The following is a 15,491-nucleotide window of genomic DNA, read 5'->3' on the forward strand; positions in this document are numbered from 1 at the left end:
AACTTTTTCCGGATATACATAATAACCTCTCCTTTAAATAGAATAATAAGGCTTTGTATATTCTATACCCTATTTTGTCCGTTTTAAGGGGGTCGACCAATGTGCGAGATTGTATTCAGGAAATTCACTACAATTACATATTTATAAGGCGTGGACTAGGTATTTACAACAATATCTAATCTTCTTTGTATTTTTATGCAGTTATTTGAATAGAATGTTGTTATTTGTGTAGGTACCAATTGTTATGTTTGATACACAATAACTCCATTATTGTGTATCAAACTAAACTTTTAAATAATTAATATAACCTCTTTGGAATGGTAAGAATTACAGTTGTTCCTCTCTTTACAGAACTTTCATAAAATAAGCCATATTCCGGACCATATGTGAGTTGAACGCGAAGATGGACATTTTGTACTCCATACCCTTGCGTTTTGGAAGTTAATAAGGTATCCATTGTTTGTTTTTCTATTCCACAACCATTATCTGATACCTTGAAGATCAGATGGTCACCCGCTTCCTTTCCTATTATTGTCAAAACGCCTCTTCCGGGGGTTTCTTTGTGGTCAATTCCATGATTTATAGCATTTTCCACTAATGGTTGCAATAGGAGATTTATCATAGAGTATTTCAAAATTTCTTCCTCGATCTCATAATGAACGTCAAATGAATTTGTATGCATCATACGCTGAATTTGAATATAGGAAGTTGTGTTCTCCAATTCATCACTCACAGAAATATTATCTTTTCCCCTATTTAAAGTTGTACGGTAAAACGTTGAAAGAAGTTGAGCCATTTCACTAATATCTTCCTGATCAGCAATAATTGCTTTGCTGTTAATGAGAGACAAGCTATTATAGAAAAAATGTGGATTAATTTGAGCTTGTAATGCCTTCATTTCATATTCTTGCTTAGCAATTTTACTTTTATAGACTTCATTAATCATATCTTGTAGTTTATGAACCATATTTCCAAACTTTTGAATTAAGCTACCAATTTCATCTGTGGATGTGGTAGTTACAGTTACAGACAAATCGCCTCTTTCAATTTGCTCCATATTTTTTGCTAGCATTGATAACGGACGAACGACTACTTTGGACAGAAAATAGATGGATAAAAATAATAGTAAGATACATACATAGACAACTATGCTAAATGTGAATCTAATTGGATGAGTAAAATCATAAACCGTGCCCAATGGTCGATAAATGTATGCTGTCCAATTATAAGAAGCTAGATACTCTTCTTTATAAATATACGTATCATCTAGAGTCCCGTTGTTTAACTTTTCTAGCAGTTGACCGTCAGTTAATGAATAAGCCCTATTATTTTCTGTGAAATGATTAAATACATAAACAGGCTGATTATTTTCATTAAGAAGGATTAGACCATAATTTTCTTCATATATACTAGAGGTTGTTTCAAAAACCTTATCATAATTTATGTCCATATAAACAATGTTCGTATTATTATACTGACGATCAAATATTTGACTTGCAATAAGAAAAGTACTGTCAGTTGCGGATGCAATTAATTTTGGTGTGGCAGTTTCTAAAATACTGCTAAACCAACTATTTTGTTGAATATCTGCCAACGGACGAAGTGCAGTATCATGTGGATGCATTATATTATCGCTATAAACTGTAATTCTTCTAATGTCACTATGTAAAAATTTTGAGGTATCTATTAATGGATCGAGTGTATCTCGGTAAAATAAATACATTTCATAATTATTTTTATATGTAGATGTAACGCCTACCTTTATATCTTCGTTCCATACAATATTATTAATAACATTCAAATATGAGTTCACTTTATAATCTAGATTTGAAAGAGCTTGATGAAGAGATTCATCCAAAACTTCACTTTCGCGTGTTATTAATAACTGTTGAATTTGATAATATCCAAATCCCCCCAAAGTAATGACCGGAAGTAGGCTTGCTAATAGGCAGATAGTTAGAATTTTAGTTCGGAACTTTAAATTTGAAAACCAAGATTTGAATTTTTTCATACTAAAACGTCTCTTTCTGTTTTCTCTCCATTTGTCGATATTTCTCCGGACTAGACCCAAAATGCTCTCTAAAACTTCGTACGAAGTATGAAATATTATGATAGCCTACAGTAGTACATATATCACTAATTTTCATATTTGTAGTAAGGATGTGATATTTTGCGCTGTCCATCCTAATATTTTTAATATATTTATTTATTCCACAACCCGCTTCTTGAATAAAGATCTCACTTAGATAACCAGGAGACAAATACACTTGTTCAGCCAGTAGATTCAGACTTAAATCTTCCGCGTAGTGCTCATGTATATATTGCTGGACAATGTTGATAACGTGCTTTGGCGTTTTTTCCTTGTACTCTAACTTATTTATAACTTCATTTTGAACTCCAATTAAAATTTCTTCAATTTCGTAAAAATGCATACAAGAATAAATCTCTTCCACTTTCTTATTTATAAAATCCTTCTCATAGTGTGGAAGCTCTTGACAAAGCATCTGTAATAGTCTTGAAAATAAATAGCGTACATTAATATGGGATATTTCTTGTTTAGTTTGATATTTTTTAATCAAATTATCAATGTTTTTTCTTAAGTTATTACTATCTACAAACTGAAGTGCTGTTTGTATGGCTTGAAGGATGTGTTCATCCTTTTCAAGATATTCATTATTTTCTTTTGATACGGCATCTACGGGATAAATATAAGTATCCGTATAAAAGAATCTTTCCTCCAAATACTGTTCTAATTCATCGTATACGATTGGAATCATAGTTGGAGATGAAACCTCTTTGCTGACAGAGAGGTAACAGTTTACTCCATATATTGAATAGACGTGTTTTTGGATTTTTGCTGCTATCGACCTAGGTTTTAAATTCATCCTATTTCCTTTAAATATCAACAGAATTTGAAAAGAACTCAAATTAATAAAATCAAATGAAGCATAGGGAATAAACTCCTTTATTTGTCTATAAAAGAAATAGGAGTCCTCTTCTTTAGGTAATCTATCAAAAAATGCTTCTTCAAACTCCATTAATATCATCCATGTATAGTCATTTAGAAAAGTAAAATCAATTGTAGGGTATTCATTTGAAAGGATATCGATAGGCGTCTTGTTTATTAGACGGTAAAGAATATGTGTTTTAAGAAATGCCGTATTCGCTTCTCTTTGTTCTAATTCTTTCTCTTGGCTTTTTATGGTCTCTATAACTGATGTAATCGTATTATGAAATTCAGTAGGCTTGACTGGTTTTAATATATAATTTGTTGCTCTTAATGAAAGAGCTTTTTTAATAAAATCAAAATCATCATGACCACTAAAAAAGATAATTTGGAGATGAGGATACATCTCTCTAGCATTTGTTGCCAGTTCTATTCCACCGATAAAGGGCATTTTAACATCTGTAAATAAGATATCTACAGGATGCTTCATTAACTGTAGCATAGCCTCTTTTCCATTGGCGGCTTCCTCAAAATCAAGTTCGACACTATACTTATTCAGTAGAAAACGAATGACATTACGTTCATCTTTTTCGTCATCTACTATCAAGATACGGTACATGGCTGTCTCCCCCTTAGATTTAATCAAGATTATATCACTGAGATATTTTAATTACAATATGAGTAAAATCAGTTCGGAAGTGTAAAAAAACTTGTGTAAAAGCATACATACAAAAAAGGATGGCCATTTTTGGGTAGAATTAAGTCACCACAACCAGTTCCAGAAAAAGGTCTACCTGTGAACAGTTTACAACAGATATTGTCCAAGCTCTAGTCCACAATCAAGATGGTATCGAAGTTCATCTTTCGCATTTAGAAACAGCTGTAAATACGCTACACGATGCCCTATCGGTTTCGATCAAGCACGCGTGATGCAAGCTGAGATGCTTGAAACAAAAGAAGAAAAAAAGGGAAGGTATACAAGATAAGGGTGGATTGCCATTTACGCAAAGTAAATTAACACTTCCAAATCTTCCGTAAAATAGTACATGAAAACGGTTTATTTACTATTTATGAAAAACCATAAGTCAATTACACTAAGAGTGTGTTAGAAACAAAGAGGTACTGCTTTCATTGTTTCAATGGGGCAATCAGCAACACTAAAATAAAATTAGTAGGGGGAGAACCATGGAATGCAAATTATTAGTTAAACGTTTATCTATGCTATCGATGACGGCTTTATTGACATTATCATTAGCAGCATGTGTCGAAAAGTCAGATTCATCTAAACCTGTTTCAGAGAATGGAGAAAAAGTACTAACAATGGGTCGCGTAACGTCTGCCAACCCAAAATTACCCCAAGGTGATAGTTACGAGGATAACGCGTATACACGTATTGTTAATGAAAAGTTAAATGTGAAGATTGTAGATCAATTTGAAGCTGAAGGCGATGATTATAGTAGACAGGTCGCTCTTGCCATTGCTTCAGGAGAATTACCTGATATGATGCGAGTGGATTCAAAGGATGAATTAAAAGAAATGGTCGAAAACGATTTAATTGAAGATTTGACTACCTACTTCGATAAAAATGCAAGCGATTACATTAAAGAAATATATGAATCTTATGATGGCAGAAGTTTGGCTGATGCTACATTCGATGGTCAGTTAATGGCGATCCCAGCATCAATTGGAGATGAAGCGCCTAATATGATTTGGATACGAAAAGATTGGTTGGATAAGCTTGGAATTGAGCTTGATACTGATGGGAATAAAGCAATTACGCTAGACGAATTGGAAAAAACCGCAAAGGCTTTCTTGGAAAACGACCCTGGTGAATCCGGAAATCCGGTGGGGATACCATTTGGTAGTTGGTTAAATGCTGGGGATTATGGTGGTTCTGTATTTGCTATGACCGCTATTGCAGAAGCTTTTGATGCCCACCCCAGATTTTGGTTAGAAGATAATAATGGAGATATTATTTATGGTTCAACATCAACCAACACGAAGCAAGCATTAGGAGTTATGGCAGATTGGTTCGAAAAGGGCATTATTGATCCACAGTTTGGCACAAGAACTTGGGATGATATCATAGCACTTCTTACTAATGGGCAAACAGGGATTAGTACTGGTCCGTGGCATATCGCGGACTGGGTACTTTTTCCAGTAAGAACAATGAATAAGGATGCAGAATTTGTCGCTTATGCATTGGAAGATGAAAACGGCAAAGTAAATGTCACACATAACAATCCAACTGGCCAATTTATCGTTGTAAAAAAAGGCTATGAACATCCAGAATTAGCGATTGAAATCTTAAATCTATTCTACGATAAAATACCAAATTCAAAGGATTTAAAAACTGAATACCCAGAAATTGAAAAATACGGCAAACTTGGAGTCGATGGTTCAACGAGACCTTTTAGTATCGAAGTATATAATTCGGATAAATTGTTAGAAGAATTCTCTTACATTAAGCAAGCAATCGATGGTGAAATAGCAATCGATGACATACCTTCTGCAGGTGTGAAAATTGATGCTCAAAGTGTTAAGGATTATTTAGATAATCCTGAAAGTGCTGAAACGTCAACTTGGTCAAAGTATCACTCTCGTATGCATGGACTCGGTATGATGAAGAAACTGTCAGAAGAAGATAAATTCGTTTGGACAACGCCTGCATATTTCGGAACAACGAAAGCAATGGGGAAAAAAGGGGCTAATCTTGCGAAATTAGAAGAAGAAGGTTTCATTAAAATTGTAACAGGTACAGAACCCCTATCTTATTTCGATACATTCGTTAAAAATTGGGAAAGTCAAGGTGGAGATGAAATTATTGCAGAAATAAAAGCAGAACTAGCTGGAAATTAGGTATGGATCATAATGAGGGCTGCCTGCAGCTCTTATTATGATTTGCAATGGAAGCAATGGAAAAAGAAATACTGATAGCACAAGTAGTGAGAAATTTTAAAAGTTGTTCTCGTAATAAATTACATCTAACTTAATTGAAGAGAACGGCTCAGCTCAGAGTCTATCCTCACTATTCGGGTGGGTTATAGACTAAAGAAAGATAGAAAAAATAATCAGATAGAGCTCTTACTACTAGTATACGAGGAGGGTCTTTATGAAATCATTGCAACAGGAAAACGCAAAAAACATTTATCAAAAGAAGAAATCAAAAAAAATGATAAATACAGGCCTATCTTACCATGTTATGTTACTTCCTGGGATGATATTTCTATTCATTTTCACATATATTCCGATGGCGGGAATCTTTATGGCATTTCAAGACTATGTTCCTGCAAAAGGTCTACTGGCTTCACCATTTGTAGGGCTAGAGAATTTTTCTTATATGTTCTCGCTTCCTGATATTAGTAAAATTTTTAGAAACACGATTGTAATTGCGCTTGGTAAAATAATTTTAGGGACATTATTGGCTATTGTATTCTCAATCATACTAAACGAAATCCGACTTAAGTTTTTGAAAAATTCAATTCAAACAATCGTGTATCTTCCCCATTTTCTGTCATGGGTTGTATTAGCATCTGTGGTGCTAAATATGTTTAATCTCGATGGATCTGTGAACCAGATTTTAACTTTCTTCGGATTCGAGAAGATGAATTTTCTAGGCAGTAACAAGCTTTTCCAACCATTGTTGATCGGAACGGATGTGTGGAAAGAGTTTGGATTTAATTCAATTGTGTATCTTGCAGCAATTACAGGGGTTGACCCTGGGCTTCATGAAGCATCTAGCATTGACGGAGCTAACTGGTGGAAGAGAATTTGGCATATAACACTTCCTGGAATGCTACCGATAATACTTCTTTTGGCCATTCTAAGCTTACCCAATATTTTGAACGCTGGTTTTGACCAAGTATACACCCTATATACGCCAATGGTTTATGAGACTGGGGATATATTAGATACTTATGTTTATCGAATTGGACTAATTGGCCGTGAATACAGCTTTGGGACCGCGGTTGGTTTATTTAAATCAATTATAGGTATGGTTTTAATCCTATCAGCAAACAATGCAGCAAAAAAATATACAGACCGCAAATTATTTTAGGGTGGTGGGAAAATCATGGTGCAGAATAAAAGCTTTTCTGGGCGATTGGGGAAATTTGCAATATATACTTTTGTACTAATTTCAGGACTCGTTTGCCTGCTTCCTCTTTGTAATATAGTAGCTATTTCTTTTAGTAGCAGTGAAGCAGTAGCTGCGAATGCTGTGGGATTAGTACCCATTAATTTTACTACAGATGCTTATAGCATGATTGTGGAAGATAAACAATTCTGGCGTTCTTTTGGAATTTCGGTACAGCGGGTTATCCTTTCACTTATTGTTAACATGATCATAATTGTCTTAATGGCCTATCCACTTTCTAAATCTAAGAGACAATTTAAAGGTAGAAATATATATATGAATCTTATTATTTTTGCAATGTTGTTTAATGGCGGAATGATACCTACTTATTTGGTAGTGAAAAATCTAGGTCTCTTAAATACAATTTGGTCTTTGGTTTTACCAGGGGCTGTGCAGGTTTTTAGTATTATTTTGATTATGAATTTCTTTATTGGAGTACCGAAATCTTTGGAAGAAGCAGCACTCATGGATGGTGCCAATCCCTTTCAAGTGTTAATGAAGGTTTATATTCCTATTTCATTGCCAGCTCTTGCGACAGTTGCATTATTTAGCATCGTTGGAAATTGGAATGACTTTTTCTCAGGATTAATTTATATGACAAAAGTCAGCAATTATCCTTTAATGACCTATATTCAATCCTTATCCATTAACATTCAAGAATTGCTAAAAGCAGGAGCTAACGCCAGTGTTTTAGAAAATGTGGCGGCAGTATCAAATAGAAATCTAAATGCCGCTAAGATTGTGATTTCCACAATCCCTCTATTGCTTATATATCCAATGTTACAAAAGTATTTTATTACTGGTATTGTAGTAGGTTCTGTTAAAGAATAGTAGGCTAAGATTTATATGAATGCCACATCAACTACGATCCATTAATTAAAGGGGATTCATGAGCGACTTTAGTTTCCTTTCAATTTGAATTCATGCCTATTTGTGTCAGAATACTTTCGTATAGGTATTGCGGCAACAATGAAATGGATTCGCTACATGAGTATTAGAAAAACAATCCATTTTAATCACTTTTCTAAAGCTAGTGTAAATCTTACTTATTGAGGTGCTATATGAAAGATTTATTTGAAATGGAAGGGCCAATTTATAGATTTTTATCTAGAATGGGTCAGCTGATGGTGTTAAACGGTATTTTTATATTATTTAGCCTTCCAATTATTACGATTGGCGCATCTAGTACTGCTTTATACGCAGTAACTTTAAAAATGGTTAGAAATGAAGATGAAGGTGTATATAGTGGATTCATACAAGCATTTAAGAGAAATCTAAAACAAAGTACACTAATTTGGATTGTCTTATTGGCAGCAGGATTCATCTTATTACTGGATTATAACTATTTACAGTCATATAAAGGAGCATCAATTTCATTAGTTAAATTGAGTTTATTGATTTTCACGTGCTTGTATCTACTACTACTAATACTAACTTTTCCTTATGTTGCTAGATTTGATAACACAGTAAGAAAAACTGTAGTAAATGTAATGAAAATCACAATTGTTAATCCTTTCCAAACCATTCCTGTGCTAATTTATTCTATTGTTCCAATTTTGCTCATGTTACTGTCTCCACAGTTTTTTATTTTAGTACTATATATAAGTATTTTTTTTGGTTTTTCTTTAATTGCTTATATGAATTCATTTATTCTTCGTGGAATATATGAAAAATATTAAAGCCTAAATATTAAAGTTAATAAGATAGAGTGTAAAAAAGATTAAAAGCGATGCCTGTGCATCGCACAACTCAAAATCGATGCCTGTGCACCGCACAAATCCGACAGTTTAAAAGTAAGCGTAAAATAGCAACTACCTATTTTACGCTTTTTGTATATGCGATAATCTACTCGAGATAATAACTGAGGGGGTTTTGCAATGAAAAACGCAAAATTGAAGAAGGAATGGGCTATCATGTCTGAATATCTTGTGTTTATATCCAATTGCAGGAATAGCTTGTCTTCATTGGTGCGCAGGCACCAGATTTAATGGAACAGAAAAAGAACTCTTCATACCTAGAAGAGTTCTTTTTCTATCTCCGTTTCACCTCATCGTTTATTCAATTCATCTACAATCTTTTGTGCCATATCACCATTATGCAGCTTCCCGAACACAGTACGGACAGGTAAATTGTAACCGATTTTTTTGGCTTCTCCATTGGTGACAGGGGATTTTTTAATGTCCCATTTCACTTTAATATGGTATTCATCGGGGACTTGTTGTCCCGTTTCCTTATCGAAGAAAATACCGACCCCAGGTACAACCTCTTCATCCAAGACTTCCCCGACGGCCATTAATCCTTGTTGATTCACATATGCCAGTATGGTATCTCCAACCGAACTGCCTTGCAGGTTACGCGGTCCATTTTTATAACCATAAATGGCTGCTACATTTCTTTCGAACATTTTCTCGTAGGCCCCTGGACTATACGTTTCGTTCGTGTTGAAAATCCAGTGTCTTTTCCATGTGCTCGAGGAGACAACAGAATCGGGGGTATCTTGGACGCCCTTAATGTCAAAAATTTTCGGTTGTCCTTGCTCGTCGGCAAATATACTGAAGGGGACAAACTCAATCGGTACTCCGTATGACCTTAGCCATGTCACAATCCGTTGTAGGCCTTCATCCGAATCGGGAGCAACGATAATAATCCGCTGTTTGCTACCCAGTTTTTCTTTGTCGATGTACTCATCATCACTGAAAGCCTTAAATGCATCATATAAGTTATTGCTTGTCCATTTCTTATACTTTTGTGAGATGTCATTCAATTCGTCATATGTAACATCCTTCATTTTTGCTGCGTATTCTAGCAGTTGCCCTACTGTTTCCCTGCTGGAATGGTCTCTTTTAATTTCAACGATGATTAAATTCCCCGTGGCATCTAATGCAAGGACATCCGCCATATTGCGATAGGAGATGGATTGGGCAATGACTAAAATTTCTTCATTCGGAAAAAGGGTCTTCGGATGATCAGCGATAAAATCCTCAATATTTCTTTCCAACAAACCTACTTCGGATGCGGCCTTCATGATGTACTTTTCACTAATCGTAAAATCGGTAGTATTTTTTTCGATTCCATATAACAAATCCTCATCTCCGTTCCTTCTATTGCACGACTTCTAGTTAGGATGGCCTTTACTGAGTGGTCACCCTATCACTGTTATTCAGATTTACCGTCATGTACCTAACTAAATCAATCATTACTGGAGAATAGGAGGATTCCCCGTCATCGATTCAAAATCATATCCGTTTTGAACCATTAACAGCTCTAGCGCGGTTAGGCTCGGCAGCCGATTTGCAAATGCAACCGCAGATTCATAACTTGGAAATGCAAATGCCTCAAGTTCGAAGTCGAAAATAAATTCATCGTTCTCCTCTCTCGACATATATACCCTCACAACATGGCCTGCATCATCCGCTGACATATCATGAATCAACGTCAATACTTTGGCATCACTCATAGCAGGGCAATGGTAGACGCCATGAACTTCATATTCTCCTGGTAAATCTTCTGGTAATCCGCGTTTGAAATTATTTTTTGTCATTTGGAACCCTCGCATTTCAATTTTTTGTGGACAGTAGATTCATTAGTCTAATTATTATTATCTCATAACTCGGTGTATTTTAGGTAAGCTTTGTAAGAATGTATTCAGGCAATTCAGCACAATTACATATTTTCACACAGGAGATTAGATAGGTAGCTGATTGTCTAATCTCTATTGGTTTTTTATACAATTGGGTGAACTGTTTGTTGTTGTTTGTAGCAGGTACCGATTTTTTTACTTGCGGATATATATGGCTTTCATTCCATTAAGGAAAACCTTATACTGAATACAATAGGAGTGATCCGGGATGGATAAACAATTACTTGAAATGATGGGCAAAATGATGGAACAAATGACTGAAGTTCAGTCTGATATGACGGACATGAAAACAGAAGTGAAGGGTATGAAGACTGAATTTCAGGACTTGAAAACTGAAATGAAGGACATGAAAACCGAAATGAATGTGCGGTTTGATTCGGTGGACGGTAAACTTGATGCTTTGGACGTTCAGTTGAATAGTGGTCTTGAACAAACAGGTGAACAGTTTGCTAAGGTAGATAGTGCCATTGAACAATTGAATGTAACTATTTCAAAAGAAGTGGGTTATTTGAATCATAAAGTTACTGAAGTAGACAAAGAATTGTATTTTCGAACACCTAAACAATAAGTATACTTTGCATCCTTAAAAACGCTGCCTGTGCACCGTACAATTACTTTTTTTAACATATTTGATTTTCACATAGTCCTCAACTAGTTCTACTTTTAGTGCATGTCCCATAGACATATATATTAGTAACTATTTTAAGGAGTGATTCAAATTAGAAAAATGGCAGTAGCAATTATGTTAGTGATACTTGTTTGTTCCTATGCACTTCCTCCACAAACAGCCGTAGCAGCAACGACAACAGAAATGTATGTGAATGCGAAGAATGATATTTTCCTACGTGCGAAACCGAATCAAGATTCCGACAAGCTAGGTACAATTAAAGACCATTCAAAATTAACTGTCCTATCTTCATCGAATGGATGGTCATATGTGAAAGTTGGCAATACTAAGGGGTATGTTTATACATCGGCTTTATCCAAGAAAATTCCAAAAGCGGCCCCAACCATAGTTAGTAGAGGCCTTACGCCTGTAAACGGGTTGATTCTCACATACGCGCCTTCTTTCCTGGAAAATAAGAAAGAGACGTTCTTTGTGGAAAAAGAAGATGGGAACACTTATTTATACAACAAGGAGAGTGCGGTTTACCCTTATTTATCTAACTTTACATACATTGAGGACGAAAATGGACTCCTCATGGGTGTATCGAGCTCGGATTTCATCTTTGTCGACGTTCCATATCCATTGAAACAAGGAACTTACACAAAAGATATGTCTTACATGTCTGAGAAGAACGTTTTAGTGGAGAGCACGACGAAAACGATAACAGTGAAATCCGGCACCTTCAAGAATGTCGTCATTCTCCGTTACCCGGATGGCTCCAGGGAATATCTTGCTAAAGGGATTGGGATTATTAAAAGTACAGATGGCAATGGAAAGGTAATTACAGAGTTGGTATCTGTAAAGGTAGGGAAGTAAGAAACAATATAACCCGATCCATTACTTCAGGCTCTAATTAGATAATTTTAATAGCAATGATAGGAGTCCTCTGGCCGAACGTGGTTGGAGGTTTTTTCATTTTCAATCCAATTAACCACCAACTATTGTTGTGTTGGCAATGTAATCGAACTTAATGTCTGCCGCAACCGTATAAAATTTGACTGTTTTCGGTGTTGCACTTCAAGTCCTAGCAGCACTACTACATACTCCTGATAAAGTTATTCTTCAATCAGTGGGATCTGACAGCCCGTCAATGCGGGATAGTGAATCCTACCTGTGCACCACGCAATTCATTAACATTCGGAATTGTGTCTGAATTTAACTGTACACAGGAAACTCACACAGGGTAGAAGGCTATTTTAATTACATAAAATAGTTTAGAAAAGGTATTGCTAATCGTCCGTTTTTATCGTCTAATTAGCTAGTTGGAGAAAAAGTAGAATAGGACTGTGATAAATGAAAAAGCTCATGAGTTACTTGGTTTTGTCGATGGTTATCGGCATATCATTGGCAGGATGTACACCTAAGGAAGAGACAACTGAAGTGAAGAAAGAGAAAGTGGAGGATGTAAAAACTATTGCTCTACTAGATGATAAAGAAAATTACCTTTCTGTAGTTGACGTGGACTATGCTTTTGATTTTGCAAAGAGTTTGGAACAATTTAAGACGAATGAGAAACTCGGATTCCGCACTGCAGGATCGGTTGCGGAAATAGAAACCGGTGAGCATATCGGTGAGGAAATGAAGAAAATTGGTCTTGTCGAAGTGACAAAAGATGAGTTCAAGGTAGATACGTGGGAGTTTGAAAAAGCGGATCTAACCTTTACAGATACTAACGGGAAAGAACAGTTAGCTGTCCTCGGTGCTTATCAAGTGAATTTTGACACGGAAGGCGTAAAAGAGCTTGAAGTTGTCTACGCTGGAAAAGGAACTGCGGCAGATTTAGAAGGACTAGATATCGAAGGTAAACTGGTTTTAGTTGATATTAATCAGCGTGAAGAATGGTGGGTAAATTACCCGGCGTATCAAGCACATGTAAAAGGGGCGGCTGCAATCATTACCGTGCAAGAAGCGGGCTATGGCGAAGTGGACCCAGATGCATTGAATGCACAAGATATTTGTGGACCGGATGATGCGCCAGCGTTTTCGATGTCCCAAACAGATGCGACTGGTTTAAAAGAAGCACTTCAAGCAAATGAAAATTCTCTAACGGTGAAGTTCGATGCTAAATCGACTGTGAAAATGGATGGAAAAACGTATAATTACTACGGTAAAATTATAGGGAAAGATCCAGAATCCTATATCATTCTATCGGGACATTATGATTCGTATTTTGCTGGATTTCAAGACGACAATGCGGCAATTGGTCTTATGATGGGTGTTGCAAAAGGATTGATTGACAGTGGGTATCAACCTGAAAAAACAATTATTTTTAACGCGTTAGCGGCGGAAGAATGGGGCGTTTCGAACTCCCGGTACGATTGGTCAACAGGGGCATACAATCAAATCTTCAACATCCACCCTGAGTGGGTAGGGAAAGCATTTGCCAATATGAACTTTGAGTTGCCGGCATATGAACATACAACGCAAGATGAGATTCGTTCGGTCTATGAGTTGAACAGCTATTTGACTGAGTTTGCAAAAGATGTACCACAGCTGTCTGAAGTCTATAAAGACGGAATTTCAGTTGTGTCCCCACTCCGTACGTGGTCGGATGACTTTTCGTTTGGAATCGCTGGTGTTCCTGCACTTCGCAATGACTTTCAGGACAGCGAATTTATGCACTCGCATTATCATTCTCAGTTCGATAGTGAAGATGCTTTCAATGCACACGCACTGAAATTCCACTTGAATCTATATGGACTACTTACAATGCATTACGATACGACTGCAGTCGTTCCACTGGATTTCACAATGCGTTTGAACGCGTTGAAAGAACAAGTTGACACATCTGTATTTGAAGAAGCAGCTGTTTCACCTACTGAATTAATCGCAGAAATCGATCGTGTTCTTTCGATTACTGAAGAGGTAAATGAAAAAGTAGCGAAGGTAAATGAAGATTATGTAGCTACACTCTCAAAAGGGGATTCAGATACTGCTCAGAAACTGTATGAGGATAGCCGTGCGTTGAACAGTGGATTGCTTGCTGCATTTAAGTATGCGGAGGATCAATTTGTTCGTTTAACATGGGAAGATGAGCAAATTTTTCCGCACGAACATGCACAAAATAACATCGAGAATATAACGTTATCGATTGAAGCATTAAGCAAAGGGGATATCGCTACTCCGTTGGACGAGTATTTATACAGGGTCGATAACAACTGGTACGCATATGCCTTCGATAAAGAAGTATTCAATTACTTCACGGATTACGTACTAAAAGCACCTAAAGAAAAACTAATGTGGGGCGAAGGAAGAATCGTCGACCACGAAGACTTATTTGATACGATTAATTCTTTGAAAACCAAAAGTGAACAAACAAATACCGATGTTTCCAAAGAGATTGAAACATTAAAAGGCGCACTAGAAAGACAAATAGAGTTGTTGAATTCAACCGTGTTGGATGAAACGGCGAGTGTTAAAAAACTAGGCGAGCTATTGAGTGAGCTGAAATAATTTGCACGTAATAACGCTGTGCACCGCGCAAATCAGACGGTTTCAATAGCGAATGAAAGAAGTCCTCTGGCCGAACGTGGCTGGAGGTTATTTCATTTTCAATCCGATTTCCCACCGACTTTTGTTGTATTGGTGATGTAATTGAACTTTTTGTCTGCCGTAACCGCATAAAATTTGAATGTGTTCGGTGTTGTACAGCAAGCCCTAGCAGCAATACTACATACATTTGATAAAATAATTCGGGTTATGGGCTTCCTGTATTTTGAAGTAAGTTACCAAAGTCTTGATAGGACACAGGGAATTTACGTTGACGTGAAAAATAGAGAGCTCCAAATCCTCATTAGTGCATATTCTGCACATAAATCATTGCCTGTGCGCCCTTTCTTAGACCACTCCAATTCGACGGAAGCTGCGACTGTGATCAACTCTTCTGGAGCTTCATTATCCATTTGGGTTGTGTTCACCTCGATCATGTTTTCTCTTTTTAATTTATCCACCATGGCTCCGCGAATGCTTCTGTAGGCGAATGGTGTTAAATTTCCTTTCTCTATAGCAAAACGAGTCCACGCTTGCCATAATGCAACTCTTCCTGTTTGTCTAAAACGTTCCTGGTCACGGTAAATGTTGAGAGTGCGGTTAAAGAATGTCT

The 15,491-nt window shown here is 36.4% G+C and carries 12 protein-coding genes and 1 pseudogene; 7 read left to right on the forward strand and 6 right to left on the reverse strand.

Features of this window, described 5'->3' with window-relative positions; all coding sequences use genetic code 11:
- Positions 1-298: 298 nt before the first annotated feature.
- Together I2484_RS17265 and I2484_RS17270 are read right to left on the reverse strand one after the other, a co-directional pair.
- Positions 299-2,011: a sensor histidine kinase gene (locus I2484_RS17265; RefSeq protein ID WP_207152306.1), complete on the reverse strand. Its 1,713-nt coding sequence runs from the start codon at positions 2,009-2,011 to the stop codon at positions 299-301.
- Between the two features lies 1 nt (position 2,012).
- On the reverse strand, positions 2,013-3,566 hold the full coding sequence (locus I2484_RS17270; protein WP_207152307.1) for a response regulator transcription factor: 1,554 nt from the start codon (positions 3,564-3,566) through the stop codon (positions 2,013-2,015).
- A gap of 566 nt (positions 3,567-4,132) precedes the next feature.
- Between I2484_RS17270 and I2484_RS17275 the strand changes: the two genes are divergently transcribed.
- The 4 genes from I2484_RS17275 to I2484_RS17290 all read left to right on the forward strand — a co-directional run bounded on the left by I2484_RS17275 (position 4,133) and on the right by I2484_RS17290 (position 8,761).
- Positions 4,133-5,806 (forward strand): extracellular solute-binding protein, encoded by a 1,674-nt coding sequence (locus I2484_RS17275; RefSeq protein ID WP_207152308.1) that lies wholly within the window; start codon positions 4,133-4,135, stop codon positions 5,804-5,806.
- A gap of 313 nt (positions 5,807-6,119) precedes the next feature.
- The gene (locus I2484_RS17280; protein ID WP_207152330.1) at positions 6,120-7,004 is read left to right on the forward strand and encodes an ABC transporter permease; all 885 of its coding nucleotides are present in this window, start codon (positions 6,120-6,122) and stop codon (positions 7,002-7,004) included.
- 15 nt (positions 7,005-7,019) lie between these two features.
- Positions 7,020-7,913, forward strand: coding sequence for a carbohydrate ABC transporter permease (locus I2484_RS17285; RefSeq protein WP_207152309.1), 894 nt, complete (start codon positions 7,020-7,022; stop codon positions 7,911-7,913).
- 230 nt (positions 7,914-8,143) lie between these two features.
- The gene (locus I2484_RS17290) at positions 8,144-8,761 is read left to right on the forward strand and encodes a YesL family protein (protein ID WP_207152310.1); all 618 of its coding nucleotides are present in this window, start codon (positions 8,144-8,146) and stop codon (positions 8,759-8,761) included.
- A gap of 368 nt (positions 8,762-9,129) precedes the next feature.
- Here I2484_RS17290 and I2484_RS17295 read toward each other — a convergent pair whose 3' ends face one another.
- Complete coding sequence (locus tag I2484_RS17295) at positions 9,130-10,164, reverse strand: hypothetical protein (RefSeq protein ID WP_207152311.1); 1,035 nt, start codon at positions 10,162-10,164, stop codon at positions 9,130-9,132.
- Between the two features lie 114 nt (positions 10,165-10,278).
- Positions 10,279-10,623, reverse strand: a complete 345-nt coding sequence (locus tag I2484_RS17300) for a hypothetical protein (protein ID WP_207152312.1) — start codon at positions 10,621-10,623, stop codon at positions 10,279-10,281.
- Positions 10,624-10,930: 307 nt separating this feature from the next.
- On the opposite strand from I2484_RS17300, the gene I2484_RS17305 reads away from it, so the two are divergent.
- The 3 genes from I2484_RS17305 to I2484_RS17315 all read left to right on the forward strand — a co-directional run bounded on the left by I2484_RS17305 (position 10,931) and on the right by I2484_RS17315 (position 14,842).
- Positions 10,931-11,290, forward strand: a complete 360-nt coding sequence (locus I2484_RS17305; protein WP_207152313.1) for a hypothetical protein — start codon at positions 10,931-10,933, stop codon at positions 11,288-11,290.
- A gap of 174 nt (positions 11,291-11,464) precedes the next feature.
- Positions 11,465-12,205, forward strand: coding sequence for an SH3 domain-containing protein (locus I2484_RS17310; RefSeq protein WP_207152314.1), 741 nt, complete (start codon positions 11,465-11,467; stop codon positions 12,203-12,205).
- Between the two features lie 477 nt (positions 12,206-12,682).
- Positions 12,683-14,842: a M28 family peptidase gene (locus tag I2484_RS17315; RefSeq protein WP_207152315.1), complete on the forward strand. Its 2,160-nt coding sequence runs from the start codon at positions 12,683-12,685 to the stop codon at positions 14,840-14,842.
- 302 nt (positions 14,843-15,144) lie between these two features.
- Here I2484_RS17315 and I2484_RS21635 read toward each other — a convergent pair whose 3' ends face one another.
- Positions 15,145-15,291 (reverse strand): hypothetical protein, encoded by a 147-nt coding sequence (locus I2484_RS21635; protein WP_255551546.1) that lies wholly within the window; start codon positions 15,289-15,291, stop codon positions 15,145-15,147.
- 39 nt (positions 15,292-15,330) lie between these two features.
- Positions 15,331-15,465 (reverse strand): annotated as a pseudogene (locus I2484_RS21640) (sigma factor); the annotation flags it as partial.
- Positions 15,466-15,491: the final 26 nt, after the last annotated feature.

The organism is Sporosarcina sp. E16_8 (genome assembly GCF_017347095.1).
GTDB lineage: Bacteria > Bacillota > Bacilli > Bacillales_A > Planococcaceae > Sporosarcina.

Coding starts and splice junctions, on each gene's coding strand:
- I2484_RS21635 (WP_255551546.1), bottom strand. CDS start 15,291: ATGGATAATGAAGCTCCAGAAGAGTTGATCACAGTCGCAGCTTCCGTC.
- I2484_RS17300 (WP_207152312.1), bottom strand. CDS start 10,623: ATGACAAAAAATAATTTCAAACGCGGATTACCAGAAGATTTACCAGGA.
- I2484_RS17315 (WP_207152315.1), top strand. CDS start 12,683: ATGAAAAAGCTCATGAGTTACTTGGTTTTGTCGATGGTTATCGGCATA.
- I2484_RS17265 (WP_207152306.1), bottom strand. CDS start 2,011: ATGAAAAAATTCAAATCTTGGTTTTCAAATTTAAAGTTCCGAACTAAA.
- I2484_RS17280 (WP_207152330.1), top strand. CDS start 6,120: ATGATAAATACAGGCCTATCTTACCATGTTATGTTACTTCCTGGGATG.
- I2484_RS17275 (WP_207152308.1), top strand. CDS start 4,133: ATGGAATGCAAATTATTAGTTAAACGTTTATCTATGCTATCGATGACG.
- I2484_RS17285 (WP_207152309.1), top strand. CDS start 7,020: ATGGTGCAGAATAAAAGCTTTTCTGGGCGATTGGGGAAATTTGCAATA.
- I2484_RS17290 (WP_207152310.1), top strand. CDS start 8,144: ATGAAAGATTTATTTGAAATGGAAGGGCCAATTTATAGATTTTTATCT.
- I2484_RS17310 (WP_207152314.1), top strand. CDS start 11,465: ATGTTAGTGATACTTGTTTGTTCCTATGCACTTCCTCCACAAACAGCC.
- I2484_RS17270 (WP_207152307.1), bottom strand. CDS start 3,566: ATGTACCGTATCTTGATAGTAGATGACGAAAAAGATGAACGTAATGTC.
- I2484_RS17305 (WP_207152313.1), top strand. CDS start 10,931: ATGGATAAACAATTACTTGAAATGATGGGCAAAATGATGGAACAAATG.